17 protein-coding genes are annotated in these 15,784 nt (G+C 75.8%); 10 read left to right on the top strand and 7 right to left on the bottom strand.

Features of this window, described 5'->3' with window-relative positions; all coding sequences use genetic code 11:
• Positions 1-120 precede the first annotated feature (120 nt).
• The 4 genes from ACI795_RS17645 to ACI795_RS17630 all read left to right on the top strand — a co-directional run bounded on the left by ACI795_RS17645 (position 121) and on the right by ACI795_RS17630 (position 4,947).
• On the top strand, positions 121-1,038 hold the full coding sequence (locus ACI795_RS17645; protein ID WP_457076876.1) for an alpha/beta hydrolase fold domain-containing protein: 918 nt from the start codon (positions 121-123) through the stop codon (positions 1,036-1,038).
• The gene (locus tag ACI795_RS17640) at positions 1,035-1,886 is read left to right on the top strand and encodes a fumarylacetoacetate hydrolase family protein (RefSeq protein WP_457076875.1); all 852 of its coding nucleotides are present in this window, start codon (positions 1,035-1,037) and stop codon (positions 1,884-1,886) included. Before ACI795_RS17645 ends, ACI795_RS17640 begins: the two co-directional genes overlap by 4 nt.
• Complete coding sequence (locus tag ACI795_RS17635) at positions 1,876-3,123, top strand: DUF3500 domain-containing protein (protein WP_457076874.1); 1,248 nt, start codon at positions 1,876-1,878, stop codon at positions 3,121-3,123. Before ACI795_RS17640 ends, ACI795_RS17635 begins: the two co-directional genes overlap by 11 nt.
• Before the next feature lie 150 nt (positions 3,124-3,273).
• Positions 3,274-4,947, top strand: a complete 1,674-nt coding sequence (locus tag ACI795_RS17630) for an FAD-dependent monooxygenase (protein WP_457076873.1) — start codon at positions 3,274-3,276, stop codon at positions 4,945-4,947.
• 100 nt (positions 4,948-5,047) lie between these two features.
• On the opposite strand, the gene ACI795_RS17625 is transcribed toward ACI795_RS17630, so the two are convergent.
• From ACI795_RS17625 to ACI795_RS17595, 7 genes are all read right to left on the bottom strand, one after another.
• Entirely contained in the window at positions 5,048-5,803 is a 756-nt protein-coding gene (locus ACI795_RS17625; RefSeq protein ID WP_457076872.1) for a nitrilase-related carbon-nitrogen hydrolase, read from the bottom strand.
• Positions 5,800-7,011 carry a pyridoxal phosphate-dependent aminotransferase gene (locus ACI795_RS17620; protein WP_457076871.1) on the bottom strand — a complete coding sequence of 404 codons (1,212 nt, stop codon included), beginning with the start codon at positions 7,009-7,011 and terminating at the stop codon, positions 5,800-5,802. Before ACI795_RS17620 ends, ACI795_RS17625 begins: the two co-directional genes overlap by 4 nt.
• A gap of 31 nt (positions 7,012-7,042) precedes the next feature.
• Entirely contained in the window at positions 7,043-7,570 is a 528-nt protein-coding gene (mug, locus tag ACI795_RS17615) for a G/U mismatch-specific DNA glycosylase (protein ID WP_457076870.1), read from the bottom strand.
• Entirely contained in the window at positions 7,567-9,132 is a 1,566-nt protein-coding gene (locus tag ACI795_RS17610) for a Na+/H+ antiporter (protein ID WP_457076869.1), read from the bottom strand. The genes mug and ACI795_RS17610 overlap by 4 nt, the downstream gene beginning before the upstream one ends.
• A gap of 5 nt (positions 9,133-9,137) precedes the next feature.
• Complete coding sequence (locus ACI795_RS17605) at positions 9,138-9,662, bottom strand: DUF421 domain-containing protein (RefSeq protein WP_457076868.1); 525 nt, start codon at positions 9,660-9,662, stop codon at positions 9,138-9,140.
• A gap of 64 nt (positions 9,663-9,726) precedes the next feature.
• Positions 9,727-9,912: a hypothetical protein gene (locus ACI795_RS17600; RefSeq protein WP_457076867.1), complete on the bottom strand. Its 186-nt coding sequence runs from the start codon at positions 9,910-9,912 to the stop codon at positions 9,727-9,729.
• Between the two features lie 148 nt (positions 9,913-10,060).
• On the bottom strand, positions 10,061-10,432 hold the full coding sequence (locus tag ACI795_RS17595) for an ArsR/SmtB family transcription factor (protein ID WP_457076866.1): 372 nt from the start codon (positions 10,430-10,432) through the stop codon (positions 10,061-10,063).
• A 22-nt stretch (positions 10,433-10,454) separates the two neighbouring features.
• On the opposite strand from ACI795_RS17595, the gene ACI795_RS17590 reads away from it, so the two are divergent.
• From ACI795_RS17590 to ACI795_RS17565, 6 genes are read left to right on the top strand one after another with little or no spacing between them, the layout of a single operon-like run.
• Positions 10,455-10,859 (top strand): NADH-quinone oxidoreductase subunit A, encoded by a 405-nt coding sequence (locus ACI795_RS17590; protein ID WP_457076865.1) that lies wholly within the window; start codon positions 10,455-10,457, stop codon positions 10,857-10,859.
• A complete protein-coding gene (locus ACI795_RS17585; RefSeq protein ID WP_457076864.1) occupies positions 10,850-12,079 on the top strand; it encodes a hypothetical protein in 1,230 nt (409 codons plus the stop codon). The genes ACI795_RS17590 and ACI795_RS17585 overlap by 10 nt, the downstream gene beginning before the upstream one ends.
• A complete protein-coding gene (locus ACI795_RS17580; protein WP_457076863.1) occupies positions 12,076-13,005 on the top strand; it encodes an NADH-quinone oxidoreductase subunit H in 930 nt (309 codons plus the stop codon). Before ACI795_RS17585 ends, ACI795_RS17580 begins: the two co-directional genes overlap by 4 nt.
• A gap of 4 nt (positions 13,006-13,009) precedes the next feature.
• Complete coding sequence (locus tag ACI795_RS17575) at positions 13,010-13,546, top strand: NADH-quinone oxidoreductase subunit J (RefSeq protein ID WP_457076862.1); 537 nt, start codon at positions 13,010-13,012, stop codon at positions 13,544-13,546.
• Positions 13,543-13,845 carry an NADH-quinone oxidoreductase subunit NuoK gene (locus tag ACI795_RS17570; protein ID WP_457076861.1) on the top strand — a complete coding sequence of 101 codons (303 nt, stop codon included), beginning with the start codon at positions 13,543-13,545 and terminating at the stop codon, positions 13,843-13,845. Before ACI795_RS17575 ends, ACI795_RS17570 begins: the two co-directional genes overlap by 4 nt.
• On the top strand, positions 13,842-15,779 hold the full coding sequence (locus tag ACI795_RS17565) for a proton-conducting transporter transmembrane domain-containing protein (RefSeq protein ID WP_457076860.1): 1,938 nt from the start codon (positions 13,842-13,844) through the stop codon (positions 15,777-15,779). Before ACI795_RS17570 ends, ACI795_RS17565 begins: the two co-directional genes overlap by 4 nt.
• The last annotated feature ends 5 nt before the right edge of the window (positions 15,780-15,784 follow it).

Raw genomic sequence — 15,784 nt, 5'->3', positions numbered from 1 at the left:
CCCCCCCCCCCCCCCCCCCCCCCCCCCCCCCCCCCCCCCCCCCCCCCCCCCCCCCCCCCCCCCCCCCCCCCCCCCCCCCCCCCCCCCCCCCCCCCCCGGAGGTGTGCCCTGAGGAGACCCGTGCCCACCCTCCCGCTCCCACCGCCCGCCCACGAGGCACCGCTGCCGCCCGCTCGCACCGGTGCCGCCGGAGTCCGGGTGCTCGCCGGCACGCCCTACGCGGCGCTGCCCGGGGCCCGGCCGCTGGAGCTGGACCTGTACCTGCCGGCCGGGGACGGACCGCATCCGGTCGCACTGTTCCTGCACGGCGGCGGGTGGCGGCTGGGCAGCCGGCACGTCGCCGGCCCGATGTACCGGGACGCCTCCCCCACGCCCTTCGAGCAGGTGGCCGCGGCGGGCATCGCGGTGGCCAGCGTCGACTACCGGCTCTCGGGCGAGGCGGTGTGGCCGGCACAGCTGCACGACGCGAAGGCCGCCGTCCGCTGGCTGCGCTCGCGCGCCGGCGAGCTGGGCGTGGACGCCGACCGGATCGCCGCGTGGGGCGAGTCGGCCGGCGGACACCTGGCCGAGCTGCTCGGGCTGGTGACCGACCCGACGCTCGAGGGTGAGGTCGGGGTGACCGGACCGTCGAGCGCGGTCGCCGCCGTCGTCGCCTGGTACGCGCCGAGCGACGTCGCAGCGGTGGCGACCGACCTCGGCAACGACCCGGGCGACCCGGCCAGCCGCGAGGCCCAGCTGCTGGGGGCAGCCGCTCCCGAGGTGCCCGCACTGGCGGCACAGGCCAGCCCGATCGCCCACGTCTCCTCCGCCGCCCCGCCGGTCCTGCTGCTGCACGGCCGAACCGACCGGTTCGTGCCGTGCATGCAGAGCGAGCGGCTGCACGACGCGCTGGCCGCCGCCGGGGCCGACGTCGAGCTGCACAGCTACGACGGCGCCGACCACATGTGGCTCGGTGCCCCCGACGCCGCCGCGGACGCGGTCGACCGCACGGTCACCTTCCTGCGGCGCCACCTGATCGACGAAGGAGACCGAGCATGAGGATCGTCGGGATCTGCCGGGACGGCGACGAGGTCGAGGTCGCGTCGCTGTCCGCGGACGGCACCGAGGTGCGGGTGCTGGCGTCGCTGGCGGAGTTCTGGGCCGCCCCCGCCGCGCACCTGACGGACGAACCGACCGGACCGGCCGTGGCCGCCGCCGAGGTCGAGTTCGTGCCGCCGGTACTGCCCGGCGCCCGGGTGGTCTGCATCGGCCTGAACTACCTCAAGCACGTCGCCGAGGGCAGCTTCCGCGACCAGGAGATCCCGCCGTACCCGACGTTGTTCGCCCGCTGGACGCAGTCGCTGACGGTGGACGGCGCGGAGGTGCCGGTGCCCGCGGACGAGGACGGGCTGGACTGGGAGGGGGAGGTGGTGGCCTACGTCGGCAAGACGCTGGTCGATGCCACCTCCGACGAGGCGCTCGCCGCCGTCGTCGGCTACTCGACCTTCAACGACCTGACCTCCCGGCGGGCGCAGAAGCTCACCAGCCAGTGGATCCTCGGCAAGAACGGCGACCGGTCCGGCCCGCTGGGGCCGCTGGTGCCGGCCGCCGAGGTCGGCGACCTGCGCGACGGCCTGCGGGTGCAGACCCGGGTCAACGGCGAGACCGTCCAGGACGGCCGCACCGACGAGATGGTCTACACCGTCGGTGACACGCTCTCGCTCATCTCGCGCACCTTCACCCTGCGACCGGGCGACCTGCTGGCCACCGGCACGCCGTCCGGTGTCGGCTACGCCCGCACGCCCCCGTGGCTGATGCAGCCCGGGGACGTCGTCGAGGTCGAGGTGGAACGACTGGGCGTACTGCGCAACCGCGTCGTGGGGAACGAGGCCCGCCATGACCGGTGAGTTCCGGCAGTACCTCTTCCCGCACGACCACCCCCGGCTGGCCGACGTCCGCGGCCTGGACCCCTACGCCTACCGGGAGCACGCCCGGACCCCGGGCACCTTCACCGGCGGGCTGGTCGATGGCTGGGCGCCGCTGTACCTGCAGGAGTTCCGCGGGGTCACCGAGGACGGCACCCTCCGTGCGGGCCTGTACCCGCTGACCCCCGCCGAGCCCGGGGAGGAGGCGCCGATCGCGGCCATGGTCGCGGCGGCGCAGGACCTGCTCGCCGCGCTGCCCGCCGGGGACCGGGAGCGCCTCAGCTTCCCGGTGGACGCCCCCGAGTGGCAGACCTGGGCCAACCCGGAGTTCATGCAGTTCGACACCGGCCTGCGCCTGGAGTTCCAGCCGCCGGAGGTGCGGGAGAAGGCGCTGGCGCTGGTCCGCGCGTCGCTGTCCCCCGAGGGCTTCCAGCTGGCCCACGCGATGATGGTGATCAACGGGTTCCTCGGCGAGGTCGTGGGCCTGGAGAACGTGCTCAACGAGTTCAGCTACAACATCGCCGTCTACGGCACCCCCGACCTGCGGGCGCCGTGGGGCTGGCAGTTGTTCGGGCACCACTGCGCCCTCAACTGCCTGGTCGTCGAGGGCCGGATGCAGCTCTCCCCGGTCTTCCTCGGCGCCGAGCCCAACGAGATCGACGCGGGCCCGCACGCCGGCACCGAGTCGTTCACCGAGCGGATCGCCGCCGGCCTGGCGGTGATGGCCGCCCTGCCGCCGGAACAGCGGCAGGCCGCCACCGTCTACGCGCAGATGGTCGACCCGGCCATGCCACCGGGTCGGGTGCACCCCGGCGACGAGCGGCACCTGGCCGGCGCCTTCCAGGACAACCGGGTCATCCCGGTCGAGGGCGTCCCGGTCGCGAGAATGCCGCCCGAGGCGCAGCGGCTGGTGCTGGCGATCGTGGAGCAGTTCGTCGGCCTCCTCCCCCAGGGCCCCCGCCGGGCCCGCATGCGCGAGGTGACCGAGCACCTGGACGAGACCTGGTTCAGCTGGATCGGTGGCTGCGAGCCCGGCGACGTCTTCTACTACCGCGTCCAGTCGCCGGTGCTGATCGCCGAGCTCGACCACCACTGCGGCGTCTTCCTCGACTACCGGACGCCCAAGCCCTTCCACGTGCACACCGTGCTCCGCACCCCGCACGGCAACGACTACGGCCGGGCCTGGGTCCGGCAGTGGCAGGCCGCGCACGGGTCCTGAGGACGGATCCGCCTCACTGTGCCGGTCAATGGCATCGACCTACGGCGACGTGACCTCCGCCACCGATGCTGGACCGGCGTCGGCGGCCTGCACGGCCCCACCACTCCCGGCTCGAGCTCCGGGCACCGCAGCCCACGACAGGAGATCACCATGACCACCGTGCCAGCCCGCGTCCCGGTGTTGATCGCCGGCGGGGGGCCCAGTGGCCTGGCTGCCGCGCTGGAGCTCGGCCGGCGCGGCATCGAGGTGCTGGTCGTAGAGCCGCGCACCGCGCTCGACCCGCTCCGCCCGCGCGCCAAGACCACCAGCGTGCGCACGATGGAGCACCTGCGCCGCTGGGGGCTGGCCGACCGGCTGCGCGCGCTGGCGCCGCTCCCCGTCGCGCACGCGCAGGACGTCGTCTTCTGTACCGGCCTGTTCGGGCACGAGATCACCCGCTTCCCCGAGGCGTTCGGGCTCACCACTGGGCGCCGGGACGAGTACGCCGAGCCCGGCCAGCAGGCCCCGCAGCCGCTGGTCGAGCAGCTCCTCCGGGACGCCGTCGCGGAGGTGCCGTCGGTCACCATCCGCACCGGCTGGCGCGCCGTCGAGGTCACCGACGGGCCGACCGAGGCCGCCGTGGTGCTGGAGGACCCGGACGGCCGGCGGCACCAGGTCTCCGCGTCCTGGCTGCTGGGCTGCGACGGCAGCAGCGGGGTCACCCGACGGGCGATCGGCGCCCGGTACGCCGGCTCGTCGGGGAGCCTGCCGAACGTGAGCATCACCTTCCGCTCACCCCAGCTCGAGCAGCGCGAGCTGTGCGCACTGGGCGTGCACTACTGGGTGATCGGCGCGGAGCGCGGCGGCCTGATGGGGCGGCTGGACCTGCAGGGCACGTGGTGGGCCATCGTCCAGGGCGTCGACGCGGAGGCCGAGCAGGTCGACCCGGTGCAGCTGGTGCGGACGCTGGCCGGCGCGGACATCGACGTCGAGGTACTCGCCACCGATCCCTGGTCGGCGCGGATGCTGCTGGTCGACCGGTACCGGGGCCAGCGGGTGTTCCTGGTCGGCGACGCCGCCCACCTGAACCCCCCGTGGGGCGGGCACGGCTTCAACACCTGCGTGGGCGACGCGGTGAACCTCGGCTGGAAGCTCGCCGCGGTGCTGCGCGGCTGGGCCCCGGAGTCGCTGCTGGACAGCTACCAGGCCGAGCGGCGCCCGGTGGCCGAGCGCACGATCGCCGCGGCCGGGGCGCAGGAGGCCTTCCTGGCGCCGTCCTTCGCCACCGGCGACCTGGACGCGGAGACCGCCGAGGGGGCGGCGCTGCGGGCCACGCTCGCCCGCGGCCTGCAGGTCAAGGACCCGGAGTTCCACAGCCTCGGGCTGGTGCTGGGCTACGACTACCCGGACTCCCCTGTCGTCGTCCCCGACGGCCGCCCGGTGCCGGAGCCGGAGCTGTCCACCTTCACCCCGTCGGCGCACCCGGGCGCCCGGCTGCCGCACACCTGGCTGCCCGACGGCCGTTCGGTGCTCGACGCGCTGGGTCCGGAGCTCACCCTGCTGCGGCTCGGCGCCGCGGCCGATCCGGCCGGGCTCGCCGAGGCGGCCGCCCGGCTGGGCATCCCCCTCGAGGTGCTCGACCTGAGCACGGTGCCCGGCCAGCGCGCCCGCTACGGCGCGGACCTGCTGCTGGTCCGCCCCGACCAGCACGTGGCCTGGCGGGGGGGCGCGCCGGAGCACCCCGTGGCCCTGCTCCGCCGGGTGATCGGGCACGACGCCGGGGACGACTGTGCCGGGGCGGCAGCGGTCCGACCCACCGCGTCGGCCGCCCCGCAGCCCGCCTGAGCCGCCGGTCGGCCGCTCCGCCTCGCCGGTCGGCGGCTCAGCGGCGCCGGTCGGCGGCTCAACCGCGCCGGTCGGCGGCTCAACCGCGCCGGTCGGCGGCTCAACCGCGCCGGTCGGCGAGGAAGGGGAACCGCTCGCGGGTGGCCGCCACCTCGGCGGCGTCGACGTCGGCGAGCACGATCGTCTCCACGCCGGCCGCGGTGGCCAGCAGCTCGCCGCTCGGGCTGACGATGCGGCTGTCGCCGGCGTGCTCGACCCCGTCGCCGGCGGTGCCGACCCGGTTGCAGCCGACCACGTAGGCCTGGTTCTCGATCGCCCGCGCCTGCAGCAGCGTCTGCCAGTGGTGCCGCCGGGCGGCCGGCCAGTTGGCCGGCACCAGGTACACGTCGGTGCCCGGTGCGGCGGCCCAGAAGACGTCCGCGAAGCGCAGGTCGTAGCAGATGAACGGGGTGACCCGCAGCCCGCCGAGCTCGACGGTGACCGGTCCGGTGCCCGAGCGGAACCGCTCCCGCTCGGTCGCGAACGGGTGCAGCTTGCGGTAGCGGTGCGTGGCGCCGTCCGGCCCGGCGAGGACGAAGGTGTTGAACGGCAGGTCGCCGTCGGCGTCCACCTCCGGACACGTGCCGGCGACCCACACCCCGTGCTCGGCGGCCTGGCCGGCGAGGAACCGCGCCGACGGCCCGCCCTCGGGCTCGCCGATGCCCGGGGTCATCGAGAAGCCGGTGGAGAAGGTCTCGGTCAGCAGCACCAGCTCCGCACCGGCGCCGACCGCACGGGCCACCTGGGGGGCGAGCCGGGCGAAGTTCGCCTCCCGGTCCTCCCAGGCGATGTCGTGCTGCACCGCGGCGATCCTCATGCCATCCCTCGCAACCGCTCGACGGCCGCGCCGAGCACCTCGTCCCGTTTGCAGAAGGCGAACCGCACCAGGTGCCGGCCCAGGTGCGCGTGCGCCGGGTCGTAGAACACCACACTCGGCACCGCCACCACCCCCGCGCGCTCGGGCAGCGCGCGGCAGAACGCCACCCCGTCGCCGTCCGGCTGCACCGGGCGGACGTCGACCGTGGCGAAGTAGGTCGCCTCCGGGCTGATCACCGGCAGCCCCGCGGCGGCCAGCCCGCCGACGAGCTGGTCGCGCTTGCGCTGCAGGTCCGCGGCGATGCCGGTGAAGTAGGCGTCGGGCAGCCGCAGCCCGGCGGCGATCGCCGGCTGGAGCGGCCCCGCGTTGACGAAGGTCAGGTACTGCTTCGCGGTGCGGACCGCGGCCACCAGCTCCGCCGGGCCGCACACCCAGCCCACCTTCCAGCCGGTGGTGCGGAAGGTCTTGCCCCCGCTGCTGACCACCAGGGTCCGCTCCCGCATGCCCGGCAGCGTGGCCGGGGAGACGTGCTCGACGCCGTCGAACACCAGGTGCTCGTACACCTCGTCGGTGAGCACCAGCAGGTCCGCCGCGGTCGCGACGTCGGCGAGCAGGGCCAGCTCCGCGCGGGTGAGCACCGTGCCGGTGGGGTTGTGCGGGGTGTTGAGCAACAGCAGCCGGGCGCGCGGGGTGACCGCCGCACGCAGCTCGGCCTCGTCGAAGGTCCAGTGGCCGGCCCCGCCCGGCTGCGGGGAGGCGGGCACCGGACGCAGCGGCACCGGGCGCAGCACTCCCCCGGCCATCGCGACGGCGGCGGCGTAGCTGTCGTACATCGGCTCCAGGACGACGACCTCGTCGCCGGGCTCGACCAGCGCCAGCAGCGCCGCGGTGAGCGCCTCGGTGGCCCCGGCGGTGACCAGCACCTCGGTGTCCGGGTCGTAGGTCAGCCCGGAGAACCGCTGCTGGTGCTCGGCGACCGCCTGCCGCAGCTCCGGCCGCCCGGGCAGGGGCGGGTACTGGTCCAGGTCGGTGCCCAGGGCGGCGCGGGCGGCGTCGAGCACCTCCGGCGGGCCCGGCTCGTCGGGGAACCCCTGCCCCAGGTTGATCGCGCCGGTGGCCACCGCCAGCGCGCTCATCTCCGCGAAGACCGTCGTGCCGAACCCGCGCAGCCGGCCGGCCAGCTGCGGTGCGCGCTCCCCTGACCCCATGCGGGCAGCCTCCCAGGTGCCGACCCCCGGTTCAGCCCCGGACCGCACGGGCGGCCTCGCGCACCTCGCCGTAGAGCCGGGCGAGGTCGGGCAGCTGGTGGTGGGCGTTCAGGCCGCTGGGGTTGGGCGCCACCCAGGTCAGCGCGCCGCCCACCCGCTCCGGCTGCGGGCCCAGCGTCGCCTTCGGCCGGTCGAAGGCCACCCGCCAGGCGGTCACCCCGAGCACCGCGAGCACCCGCGGCCGGTACTGCGCCACCAGCGCGGCGAGCTGCTCGGCGCCCTCGCGGAACTCCTCCGGGGAGAGCTCGGCGGCGGTGCGGGTGGGCCGGGCGACCACGTTGGTGACCCCCAGCCCGTACGCCAGCAGCTCGCGGTCCTCGGCCGGCGTCAGCAGCCGGGGGGTGAGCCCGCCCCGGTGCAGTGCGGGCCAGAAGCGGTTGCCCGGCCGGGCGAAGTGGTGCCCGACCTCGGCCGAGCGCAGCGAGGGGTTGATCCCGCAGAACAGCACGTCGAGGTCGGGGGCCACCACGTCGCGCAGCGGCTTGCCGGGCTGGGTCACGACTCGTACCGCAACGCCCGCGCCTCCACGTCGAACAGCACGTCGTCGGCGGCGGCCGGGCTCACCTCGCCACGCCGGCGGGCCTCGAGCACCGCCTCGCGCTCGGCCTCGCTGGCGCGGCCCAGCAGCTCGCGCAGCTGCTCCTCGGCCCGCTCGTCCCGGGTCTCGCCGTCGATCAGCCCCTCGATGGACCGCCGGTAGCCCAGCCGCCCCTCGTACTGCTGCAGGACGGCGTCGCGGACCTCGTCGGGCACGTCGGTGGCCGCGCGCACCTGCTCCAGCGCCGCCTCGGTGATCCGGCGCTGCAACCGCCGCACGTCCAGCTGCACGTCGGCGTCGCTGGCCACGCCCAGCCGGCGGATGAGCGGGGCGAGGGTGAGCCCCTGCAGCACGAGGGTCACGACCACGACCATCAGCGACACCAGGACCACCTCCTCCCGGGCCGGGAACGGCCCGCCACCGTCGACGGTGGCCGGCAGCGCCAGCGCGAGAGCGACCGTGACCACACCGCGCATCCCCGCCCAGGAGGCCACCGCGGACTCCCGCCAGCCGTACGGCACGGCCTGCTCGGTGCGCCGCGCCCGCCGGCCGGCCCGGGCGGAGGCGGCGAACATCGCCGCCGACCGGACGACCACGAGCACCCCGATGACCGCGGCGCCGACCAGCAGCGTGCGGGTGTCGCCCAGCACCTCCGTGCTGCCGAAGACGGTGGTCAGCTCCAGCCCCAGGAACGCGAACAGCAGGCCGCTGACGGCGAACTCGACGTACTGCCAGACCGAGCGGCCCAGCAGCCATCCGGCGGAGGTGACCTCGCTGGTGGCGACGGTGCGCAGGTACAGCCCGGCGGCCAGGACGGCGAGCACCCCGGAGGCGCCGACCTCCTCGGCCAGCAGGTACACGCCGAAGGGCACGGCGAGGGTCACGGTGGTCTCGGTGGCCGCGTCGTGCAGCAGGCCGAGCGCCTTGCGGGCCAGCCAGCCGGCGGCCAGGCCCAGCGCGGTGCCGCCCAGCACGGCGACCAGGAAGCCGACGCCGACCTGGGTCACCGTCACGCCGCCGGCGACCACCGCGGTCACCGCCAGCTGGTAGACGACCAGGGCGGTGGCGTCGTTGAACAGCCCCTCGCCCTCCAGGATCGTGACCAGCCGCGGGGGCAGCTTGAGCCGGCTGGCCACAGCGCTGGCCGCGACCGGATCGGGCGGCGCCACGATGCCGCCGAGCACGATCGCCACCGCCCAGGGCAGGCCGAGGGCGTGCCCGACCACCGCGACCACGGCGGCGGTGAGCAGGGTCAACCCGACCGCGAGGCCGAGGATCGGGCGGGCCGCCGAGCGCAGCTCCCGCAGCGAGGTCGACTGGGTGGTGGCGAACAGCAGCGGCGGGAGCACGATCGGCAGGATCAGCTCCGGCGGCAGGTCCGGTGACGGCACGAACGGGACGACGCCCAGCGCCAGGCCGTAGATGGTCAGCAGCACCGGCTGGGGTATGCCGATCCGGTCGGCCACCGGCGTGAGGACGACGACCCCGAGCAGCAGCAGCCCGAAGACCGCGAGGGAGTCCACGCCGGTCAGTGCCGGACGGTGGTGGCGCCCGGCACCTCGGCCAGCGCGGAGCCGTCGCCGAGGGCGGACTCGGGGACGACGCTCACGCTGCCGTCGCTCTCCAGGACCACGGCGGCGATCTTCGACAGGTCGCCCTGGCCGCTGGCCCGCACGGCCTGGCGGATCTCCGCCTCGCTCATCCGCTGCTGCCGCAGGACGTCCTGCCGCAGCTGCCCGCGGTAGAGCAGCAGCGCCGGGTGGGCGGTGACCCCGTCGCGCAGCTGCGGCCGCCGGCTGGTGACCCAGGCGACGACGAACTGCAGCGCGGCGAGCAGCCCCAGCGCCACCGCGCCCTCGGTCCAGGAGACGTCCGAGCTGAGCAGGATGGTGGCCAGCGTGGAGCCCAGCGCCACGGTGACCACGAGGTCGAAGGCGTTGAGCTTGGCCAGCGTCCGTTTGCCGGAGAGCCGGAGGACGACGATGACGGTCACATAGGCGGAGGTCCCGACGGCGAGGATGCGCCCCAGGTCGGACCAGCTGTCGAACCACATGGTCAGCCCGCTACCCGGGATCGGGCGGGTCGCACATCGGCGACCGGCCGACCTGCTGCTCGGGTCAGCAGCTCACCGACCACTCGTGCCCGCAGGAGCGGCAGACCAGCGCCGCCACCCAGGACCCCGGGTCGAACTCGGCCGGGTGGTCGTCGACCTCCGCCGCGGTGCAGGAGGGGCAGCAGGACATCCGAGCGAGTGCACTGGGCTGGGCTCGGCGCTGGCTGGGCGCAGCGAGGAGTTCGGCCATGGGACACCCCCGTGGGCTGTGGGCGGGAGACCGGCTCCCGCCTCGTGATCGGAATCTGCCCTGCTGACCGGCGCGAGCGCATCCGGACACGGCCCCCGTCGTCGGATCGTCATGAGCTCTCAATCCGCCGGTCCCGGGGGCGGCGCCGTCACTCCTCCCCGGCCGGGTGGGTGCGTGGCAACTCCACCAGGCTCCGCAGGCAGTGCTCGCGCAGCGGCTCGGGGAACCCCTCGGCCAGCCGGTAGTAGACGACGCGACCCACCCGCCGGGTGGTGACGAAGCCGGCGGTGCGGAGCAGGCGCAGCGCGTACCCGACCGCGTCCTCGGTCGCCTCCAGCCCCAGGGCGATATCGCCCACGCAGAGCTCCTGCACCTGGTCGAGCGCGTACAGCACCCGGGCCCGCGTGGGATCGGCCAGCAGGCTGAGGACGGCGGTGAGCTCCCCCGCCTCGTCGCGCGAGGGCACCCGCGCTCGCACGGCGGCGACGCGGTCGGGGTCGACGGGGTGCGCGTGGTTCACGACGCGCGGGTTACCCGTGCGGGTGCACGGGTATGCGGCGGCGGTCAGCATCGGGTTCGACGTCGTGGAGGTGCAGGTGTCCGCCTACCTGAGCGCGGCCCTGATGCTCGGACTCGCCGTCGGCGGCGCGCTGGTCGCACACCTGGTGCACCGCCGCACCGCAGTGGCTCCCGGTGCGGTGCCCGCGCTGCCCTTCCAGTCGGGCTGGCGCCCCACCGAGCACGCACTCTCCCGGTTCGAGGCCCGGTACTACCCGCTGACCCTGCTGTTCCTCGCCTTCGACGTCGAGATGCTGTTCATGTACCCGTGGGCGACGGTCGTCGCCACGATCGGCACCTCCGCGATCGTCGAGATGTTCGTCCTGCTCGGCGTGCTCATGGCCGGGGTGCTGTGGGCCTGGCGCGAGGGTGCGCTGCGATGGGCCTGATCACCCGGCTGGCCACCCGGCGCACCGCGGTGCTCGTCACCGAGGCACCCGGCTGGGCAGCGACCCGGTGCGCCGTGGAGCGGGATGCGCGGGACCGGGGCTGGCGGCTGGCGCTCTCCCCCGCGGACGCCGACCTGCTCGTCGTCTGCGGGCGGCCCGGGCCCCGGCTGGCGGCCGCGGTCGACCACGTCTGGACCCAGCTGCCCGGCCCGCGCGCCCGCACGGCCGTGCACGAGCCCGCCGCGGTGGCGGCCGCGCTCGACGCCGCACTGGCCGAGCTCGCCGACGACGCCGGCCAGCGCCGCGACGCGGCGGACCGGCCCGCCGAGCCGGCGCCCGGCACCGGTGCGACCGACCCGGTGCCCGGCGAGCGCACGGCGGAGGGCGGGGACGGCGCGGCGGAGCCGGCCGGCTTCGACGACCCGGGTCCCGACGACGACCATGCGATGGCCGACCACGGCGACATGGACCACGGCGACATGGACCACGGCGACATGGACCACGGCGACATGGACCACGGCGACATGGACCACGGCGACATGGACCACGGCGACATGGACCACGGCGACATGGACCACGGCGACATGGACATGGGCATGCCGATGCCGGGCGGCATCGGGCTGGCCGGCGCCGGCGGCGACGACCAGCTCGCCGACCCCGACGGCCTCGACCTGGACGTGCTGCACCTGCCACTGGGGCCGGTGCTGCCGCACTGGCCCGCCGGCCTGCTGCTGCACACCACGCTGCAGGGCGACCTGGTGGTCGCGGCGACCCCGGAGGTGCTGCCGGCCGACGGGCAGCCCCCGCTCGCGCAGGACGTGCACCGCTCCGCTGCGGGCCGCTGGGACGCCGTCGCCACGCTGCTCGCCCTCGCCGGCTGGACCGACGCGGCGGTGCGCGCCGCCCGGCTCCGCGACGCCGCGCTCGACGGGGAGCTGCACCAGCGGGACGCCGACCGGCTGGCCCGCCGGATCCGGCGGTCCCGGCTGCTGCGCGCGTCGCTGCGCGGGCTGGGCGAGCTGCCCGAAGGTGATGCCCACGACCGGCTGCTGCACTGGCTGGACGGCACGGCCTCCGCCCGGCCGACCACCCTGGGCGACGTCGCCGACCTGGTCACCGGGCTCGACCTGGCCGCCGCCCGGCTCGTCGTGGCCAGCCTCGACCTGGACACCGCGGACCTGGAGACACCCGACCCCGCCCCGGCGGAGGCGGCGTCGTGACGGTCGACCAGGTCTCCTCCGCGTGGGTGCCGTTGGCGGCGGCGCTGCTGCTGGCCGTCGCGGCCGCTGCCGCGTGCCTCGACGGCGCCCTCGCGGCCCGATCGCACGGTCACCGGCCGGCGGGCGGCTTCCTGACCCCGGTCGCGGAGACGGCGCGGCTGTTCCGGCAGCGCCGCCGCAGCACCCTCGCCGCCGACGTCCTGCTCTGGCGGGTCGGTGGCGCCGGGCTGCTCACCGCGGCGCTGCTGATGGTGGTCGTGGTGCCGCTGGGCGGGTGGACGGTCGCCGACCTCGCGGTGGGCGTCGTCTGGTTCAACGCGATGGACGTGCTGCTGTGGGCGGCGATCTGGCTGGCCGGGTGGGGCCCCAACAGCGCCCACGCCCTGGTCGGCGGCTTCCGGTTCCTGGCCCAGGCGCTGGCCTACGAGCTGCCGCTGATGTTCGCGCTGACCACCCCCGCCGTGGCCGCGAGCAGCCTGCGGCTCGGCGACCTGGTCACGGCGCAGCAGGGCCTGTGGTTCGTCGTCTGGATGCCGGTCGCCTTCGTGGTGTTCTGCGGCGCGGTGCTCGCCTTCTCCGTCTGGGGCCCGTTCGCCGCGGCGGCGGGGGCCACGACCGCCGGCGGGGTGCTCGCCGAGACCTCCGGCGTCGACCGCTGGCTGCTCGCCGCCGGCCGCTACGCGCTGCTCACCGCGGGGGCAGCGTTCGGCGCCACCGCCTTCCTCGGCGGTGGCCAGGGGCCGCTGCTGCCGGCCTGGCTGTGGACGCTGCTCAAGACCGCCGTCCTGCTCGCGGTGTTCGTGGCGCTGCGGCGCCGGCTGCCGGTGCTCCGGCCGGAGCGGCTGGTCGCACCCGCCTGGCTGGTCGTGCTGCCGCTGACCCTGCTGCAGCTGCTCGTCGTGTCCGTCGTCGTGGTCCGGGGGTGAGGCAGTGCTGAGCGGGATCGTCTTCTGGGTGCTCGGGGTGATCGCGGTCGCCGCCGGGGTCGCGGTCTTCCGGGTCGACTCGATGGCCCGGGCCACCTACGCGCTCGCGGCGTCGTTCGTCGCCGTCGGGCTGACGCTGCTGCTGTTCGACCTGCAGTTCCTCGGCGTGATCACCGTGCTGATGATGGTGATGGAGATGGCGATCATGGCCATCTACATGATCATGTTCATGGGGATGAACCCCGCGCTCATGCCGATGAGCATGGTGCACGGGAAGCGCCCGGCCCTGGCGGTCTCGATCGGCACCTTCGTCGTGCTGGCCGCCGGTGCGGTGCTGGTGCCCTGGCCCACCCGCCGCGGCGCACCCGCCGCCGACCTGGTGACGTCACTGGGCGAGGCGGTCATGGAGTCGAAGATGCTGGTGATGCTGACCGTGTCGCCGGTCCTCTTCGCCACGATCGTCGCCGCCCTGGTGCTGGCCCTGCCGCGCAGCCGCTACGACCGGATGGGTGCCGACCTGCGCCGGAGGGCGGGCCGATGACCCTGCAGACGGTGCTGGTGGTGGCCGCCGCGCTGTTCAGCGTGGGCCTCTACGGCGCGATCTCCCAGCAGGTCGTCGTCATGGTGATGATGGGGCTGGAGCTGATGCTCAACGGCGTCATCCTGGCCGCGGCCGCCTTCTGGTGGTTCCTCTCCCCCTCCCCCGACGGCCAGGTGCTGCTGCTCGTGGTCATCACCGCGATGACGGTGGAGATGGCGATGGGGTTCGCCGTCGCGACACTGCTGCACCGGGCCAGGCAGTCGGACATGACCGACATGGCCACGGAGCTCTCCCAGTGACCCCAGCCCTGTGGGCGACGGCCGCGCTGCCGGCCGCCGTGGGCGCCGTGCTGTGCGTGCTCGGCCGGCGGGGCGACCGGGCGGCGCTGCCGGCCGGGGTGGCGACGGCCGCGGTCGTGCTCGCGCTGGCGGTCACCGTCGCCCTGGGCCGGCCGGCGACCACCGCCCCCTTCCTGCCGGGCGCGCCGTTCGGGCTCGCGGTCGACGCGCTGGCCGCGGTCGTGCTCCCCGCGGTGGCCGCGGTGGCCCTGCTGGTGCTGGTCTTCTCCGCCGGCGACGTCGACGCCCCCTTCCAACGCGCCCGGAGCCGGTTCACCGGGCAGATGCTGCTCTTCCTCGCGGCAGTGGTCGTCACGGTCGTGGCGAGCACGCTGCCCACCCTGCTGTTCGCCTGGGAGGTGATGGGCGCGACCTCCTACGCGCTGATCGGCTTCCGCTGGCAGGAGCAGCACCGGGTCGGGGCGGGGCTGACGGCGTTCCTCACCACCCGGACCGCCGACCTGGGGCTCTACCTCGCCGCCGGGGCCGCGCTGGCCGGCGGCACCGGACTCGCCCTGGACGAACTGGCGGCGGCCGGCGGTCCGTGGCTGCACGTCGCCGCCGCCGGGGTGCTCGTCGCGGCGCTGGGCAAGGCCGCGCAGCTGCCGTTCACCGCGTGGCTGTCGGCGGCGATGCAGGGGCCCAGCCCGGTCAGCGCGCTGCTGCACTCCGCGGCGATGGTCGCGATGGGCGGCTACCTGCTGCTGCGCACGGAGCCGCTGCTGGCCGCGACCGGCTGGGCCGGCCCGACCGCCGCCTGGGTGGGTGCGCTGACCGCGCTGCTGCTCGGTGCGGTCGCCGTCGCGCAGCGCGACCTCAAGCAGCTGCTGGCCGCCTCCACCGCGGCCCAGCTCGGCTTCGTCGTCCTCGGCGCCGGGGTGGGCTCGGTCGCCGGGGGCACCGCGCACCTGATCGCGCACGCCGCCACCAAGGCGCTGCTGTTCCTGGTGGCGGGGGCGTGGCTGAGCGCGCTGGGCACCAAGCAGCTGACCGCGCTGCACGGCGCCGCCCGGCGCTGGCGCGTGGTCGGGGTGTGCGCCGCGCTCGGGGCGCTTGCCCTGGCCGGCGTCGTCCCGCTGTCGCTGTGGGCCACCAAGGACGCGGTGCTCGCCGGGGCGCGGGAGGAGTCGCTGCCGCTGTACCTGGTGGGGCTGGCGGCCGCTGCCCTGTCGGCCGGCTACGCCGGCAAGGTGCTGTGGCTGGTCTGGCGGCCGGTGCCGGCCGACCCCGCCTACGACACCGAGGAGGAGGGCACCCGCCGGGTCGGCGGACTGCAGCAGGCACCGCTGGTGGTCCTCGCCGCGGGCGCCGCGGTGCTGGGACTGCTCGCCCTCCCGCCGGTCGGGGAGGCGTTGCGCCGCGCCCTCGGCGACACCGGCTCCCCCACCGCCTCGGTCTGGGAGATGGTGCTGTCCGCGGCGCTGGCGGTCGCCGTCGTCCTGCTGTCGCCGAGGTGGCCGTTCTGGCGGAAGGCCGATCGGGTCGGGTGGCTGGCGAACTGGCTGGGGCTGGCCCGCGCCACCGAGCTGCTCGTCGTCCGGCCGGTGCGGCGCACCGCAGAGGTCTGTGCCCGCTTCGACGACCGGGTGCTCGCCCGGGCGACGACCGGGGCCGGCCGGTCGGCGCTGCGCGCCGCTGGCGCCCTGGGCCGGTTCGACGACGGCGCGCTGGCCCCCGTCACCGCGGGCGCGGGCCGGTCGACCGTGCGGCTGGCCGGTGCGACGGGCCGGGCCGACCTGGCCGGGCCCGACCGGCTGGTCCGCGCCCTGGCCACCGGCACCCGGCGGCTGGGCGCCCTGTCCCGGCGCGCCCAGACCGGCCTGCTGCACCAGTACTACGTCCAGGCCGTCGTGGTGCTCGCCGCCGCGCTGGCCCTCCTGCTGGTCGGAAGGTAGTCCCC

Source organism: Modestobacter sp. SYSU DS0290 (assembly GCF_054050955.1).
This window is presented reverse-complemented; position numbering and strand designations above follow the sequence as displayed.

Bases quoted from the DNA above. Each gene is read 5' to 3' on its own strand.
- ACI795_RS17605 (WP_457076868.1), bottom strand. From the start codon at position 9,662: ATGTGGTTCGACAGCTGGTCCGACCTGGGGCGCATCCTCGCCGTCGGG.
- ACI795_RS17630 (WP_457076873.1), top strand. From the start codon at position 3,274: ATGACCACCGTGCCAGCCCGCGTCCCGGTGTTGATCGCCGGCGGGGGG.
- ACI795_RS17570 (WP_457076861.1), top strand. From the start codon at position 13,543: ATGACCCTGCAGACGGTGCTGGTGGTGGCCGCCGCGCTGTTCAGCGTG.
- ACI795_RS17585 (WP_457076864.1), top strand. From the start codon at position 10,850: ATGGGCCTGATCACCCGGCTGGCCACCCGGCGCACCGCGGTGCTCGTC.
- ACI795_RS17635 (WP_457076874.1), top strand. From the start codon at position 1,876: ATGACCGGTGAGTTCCGGCAGTACCTCTTCCCGCACGACCACCCCCGG.
- ACI795_RS17600 (WP_457076867.1), bottom strand. From the start codon at position 9,912: ATGGCCGAACTCCTCGCTGCGCCCAGCCAGCGCCGAGCCCAGCCCAGT.
- ACI795_RS17625 (WP_457076872.1), bottom strand. From the start codon at position 5,803: ATGAGGATCGCCGCGGTGCAGCACGACATCGCCTGGGAGGACCGGGAG.
- ACI795_RS17620 (WP_457076871.1), bottom strand. From the start codon at position 7,011: ATGGGGTCAGGGGAGCGCGCACCGCAGCTGGCCGGCCGGCTGCGCGGG.
- ACI795_RS17640 (WP_457076875.1), top strand. From the start codon at position 1,035: ATGAGGATCGTCGGGATCTGCCGGGACGGCGACGAGGTCGAGGTCGCG.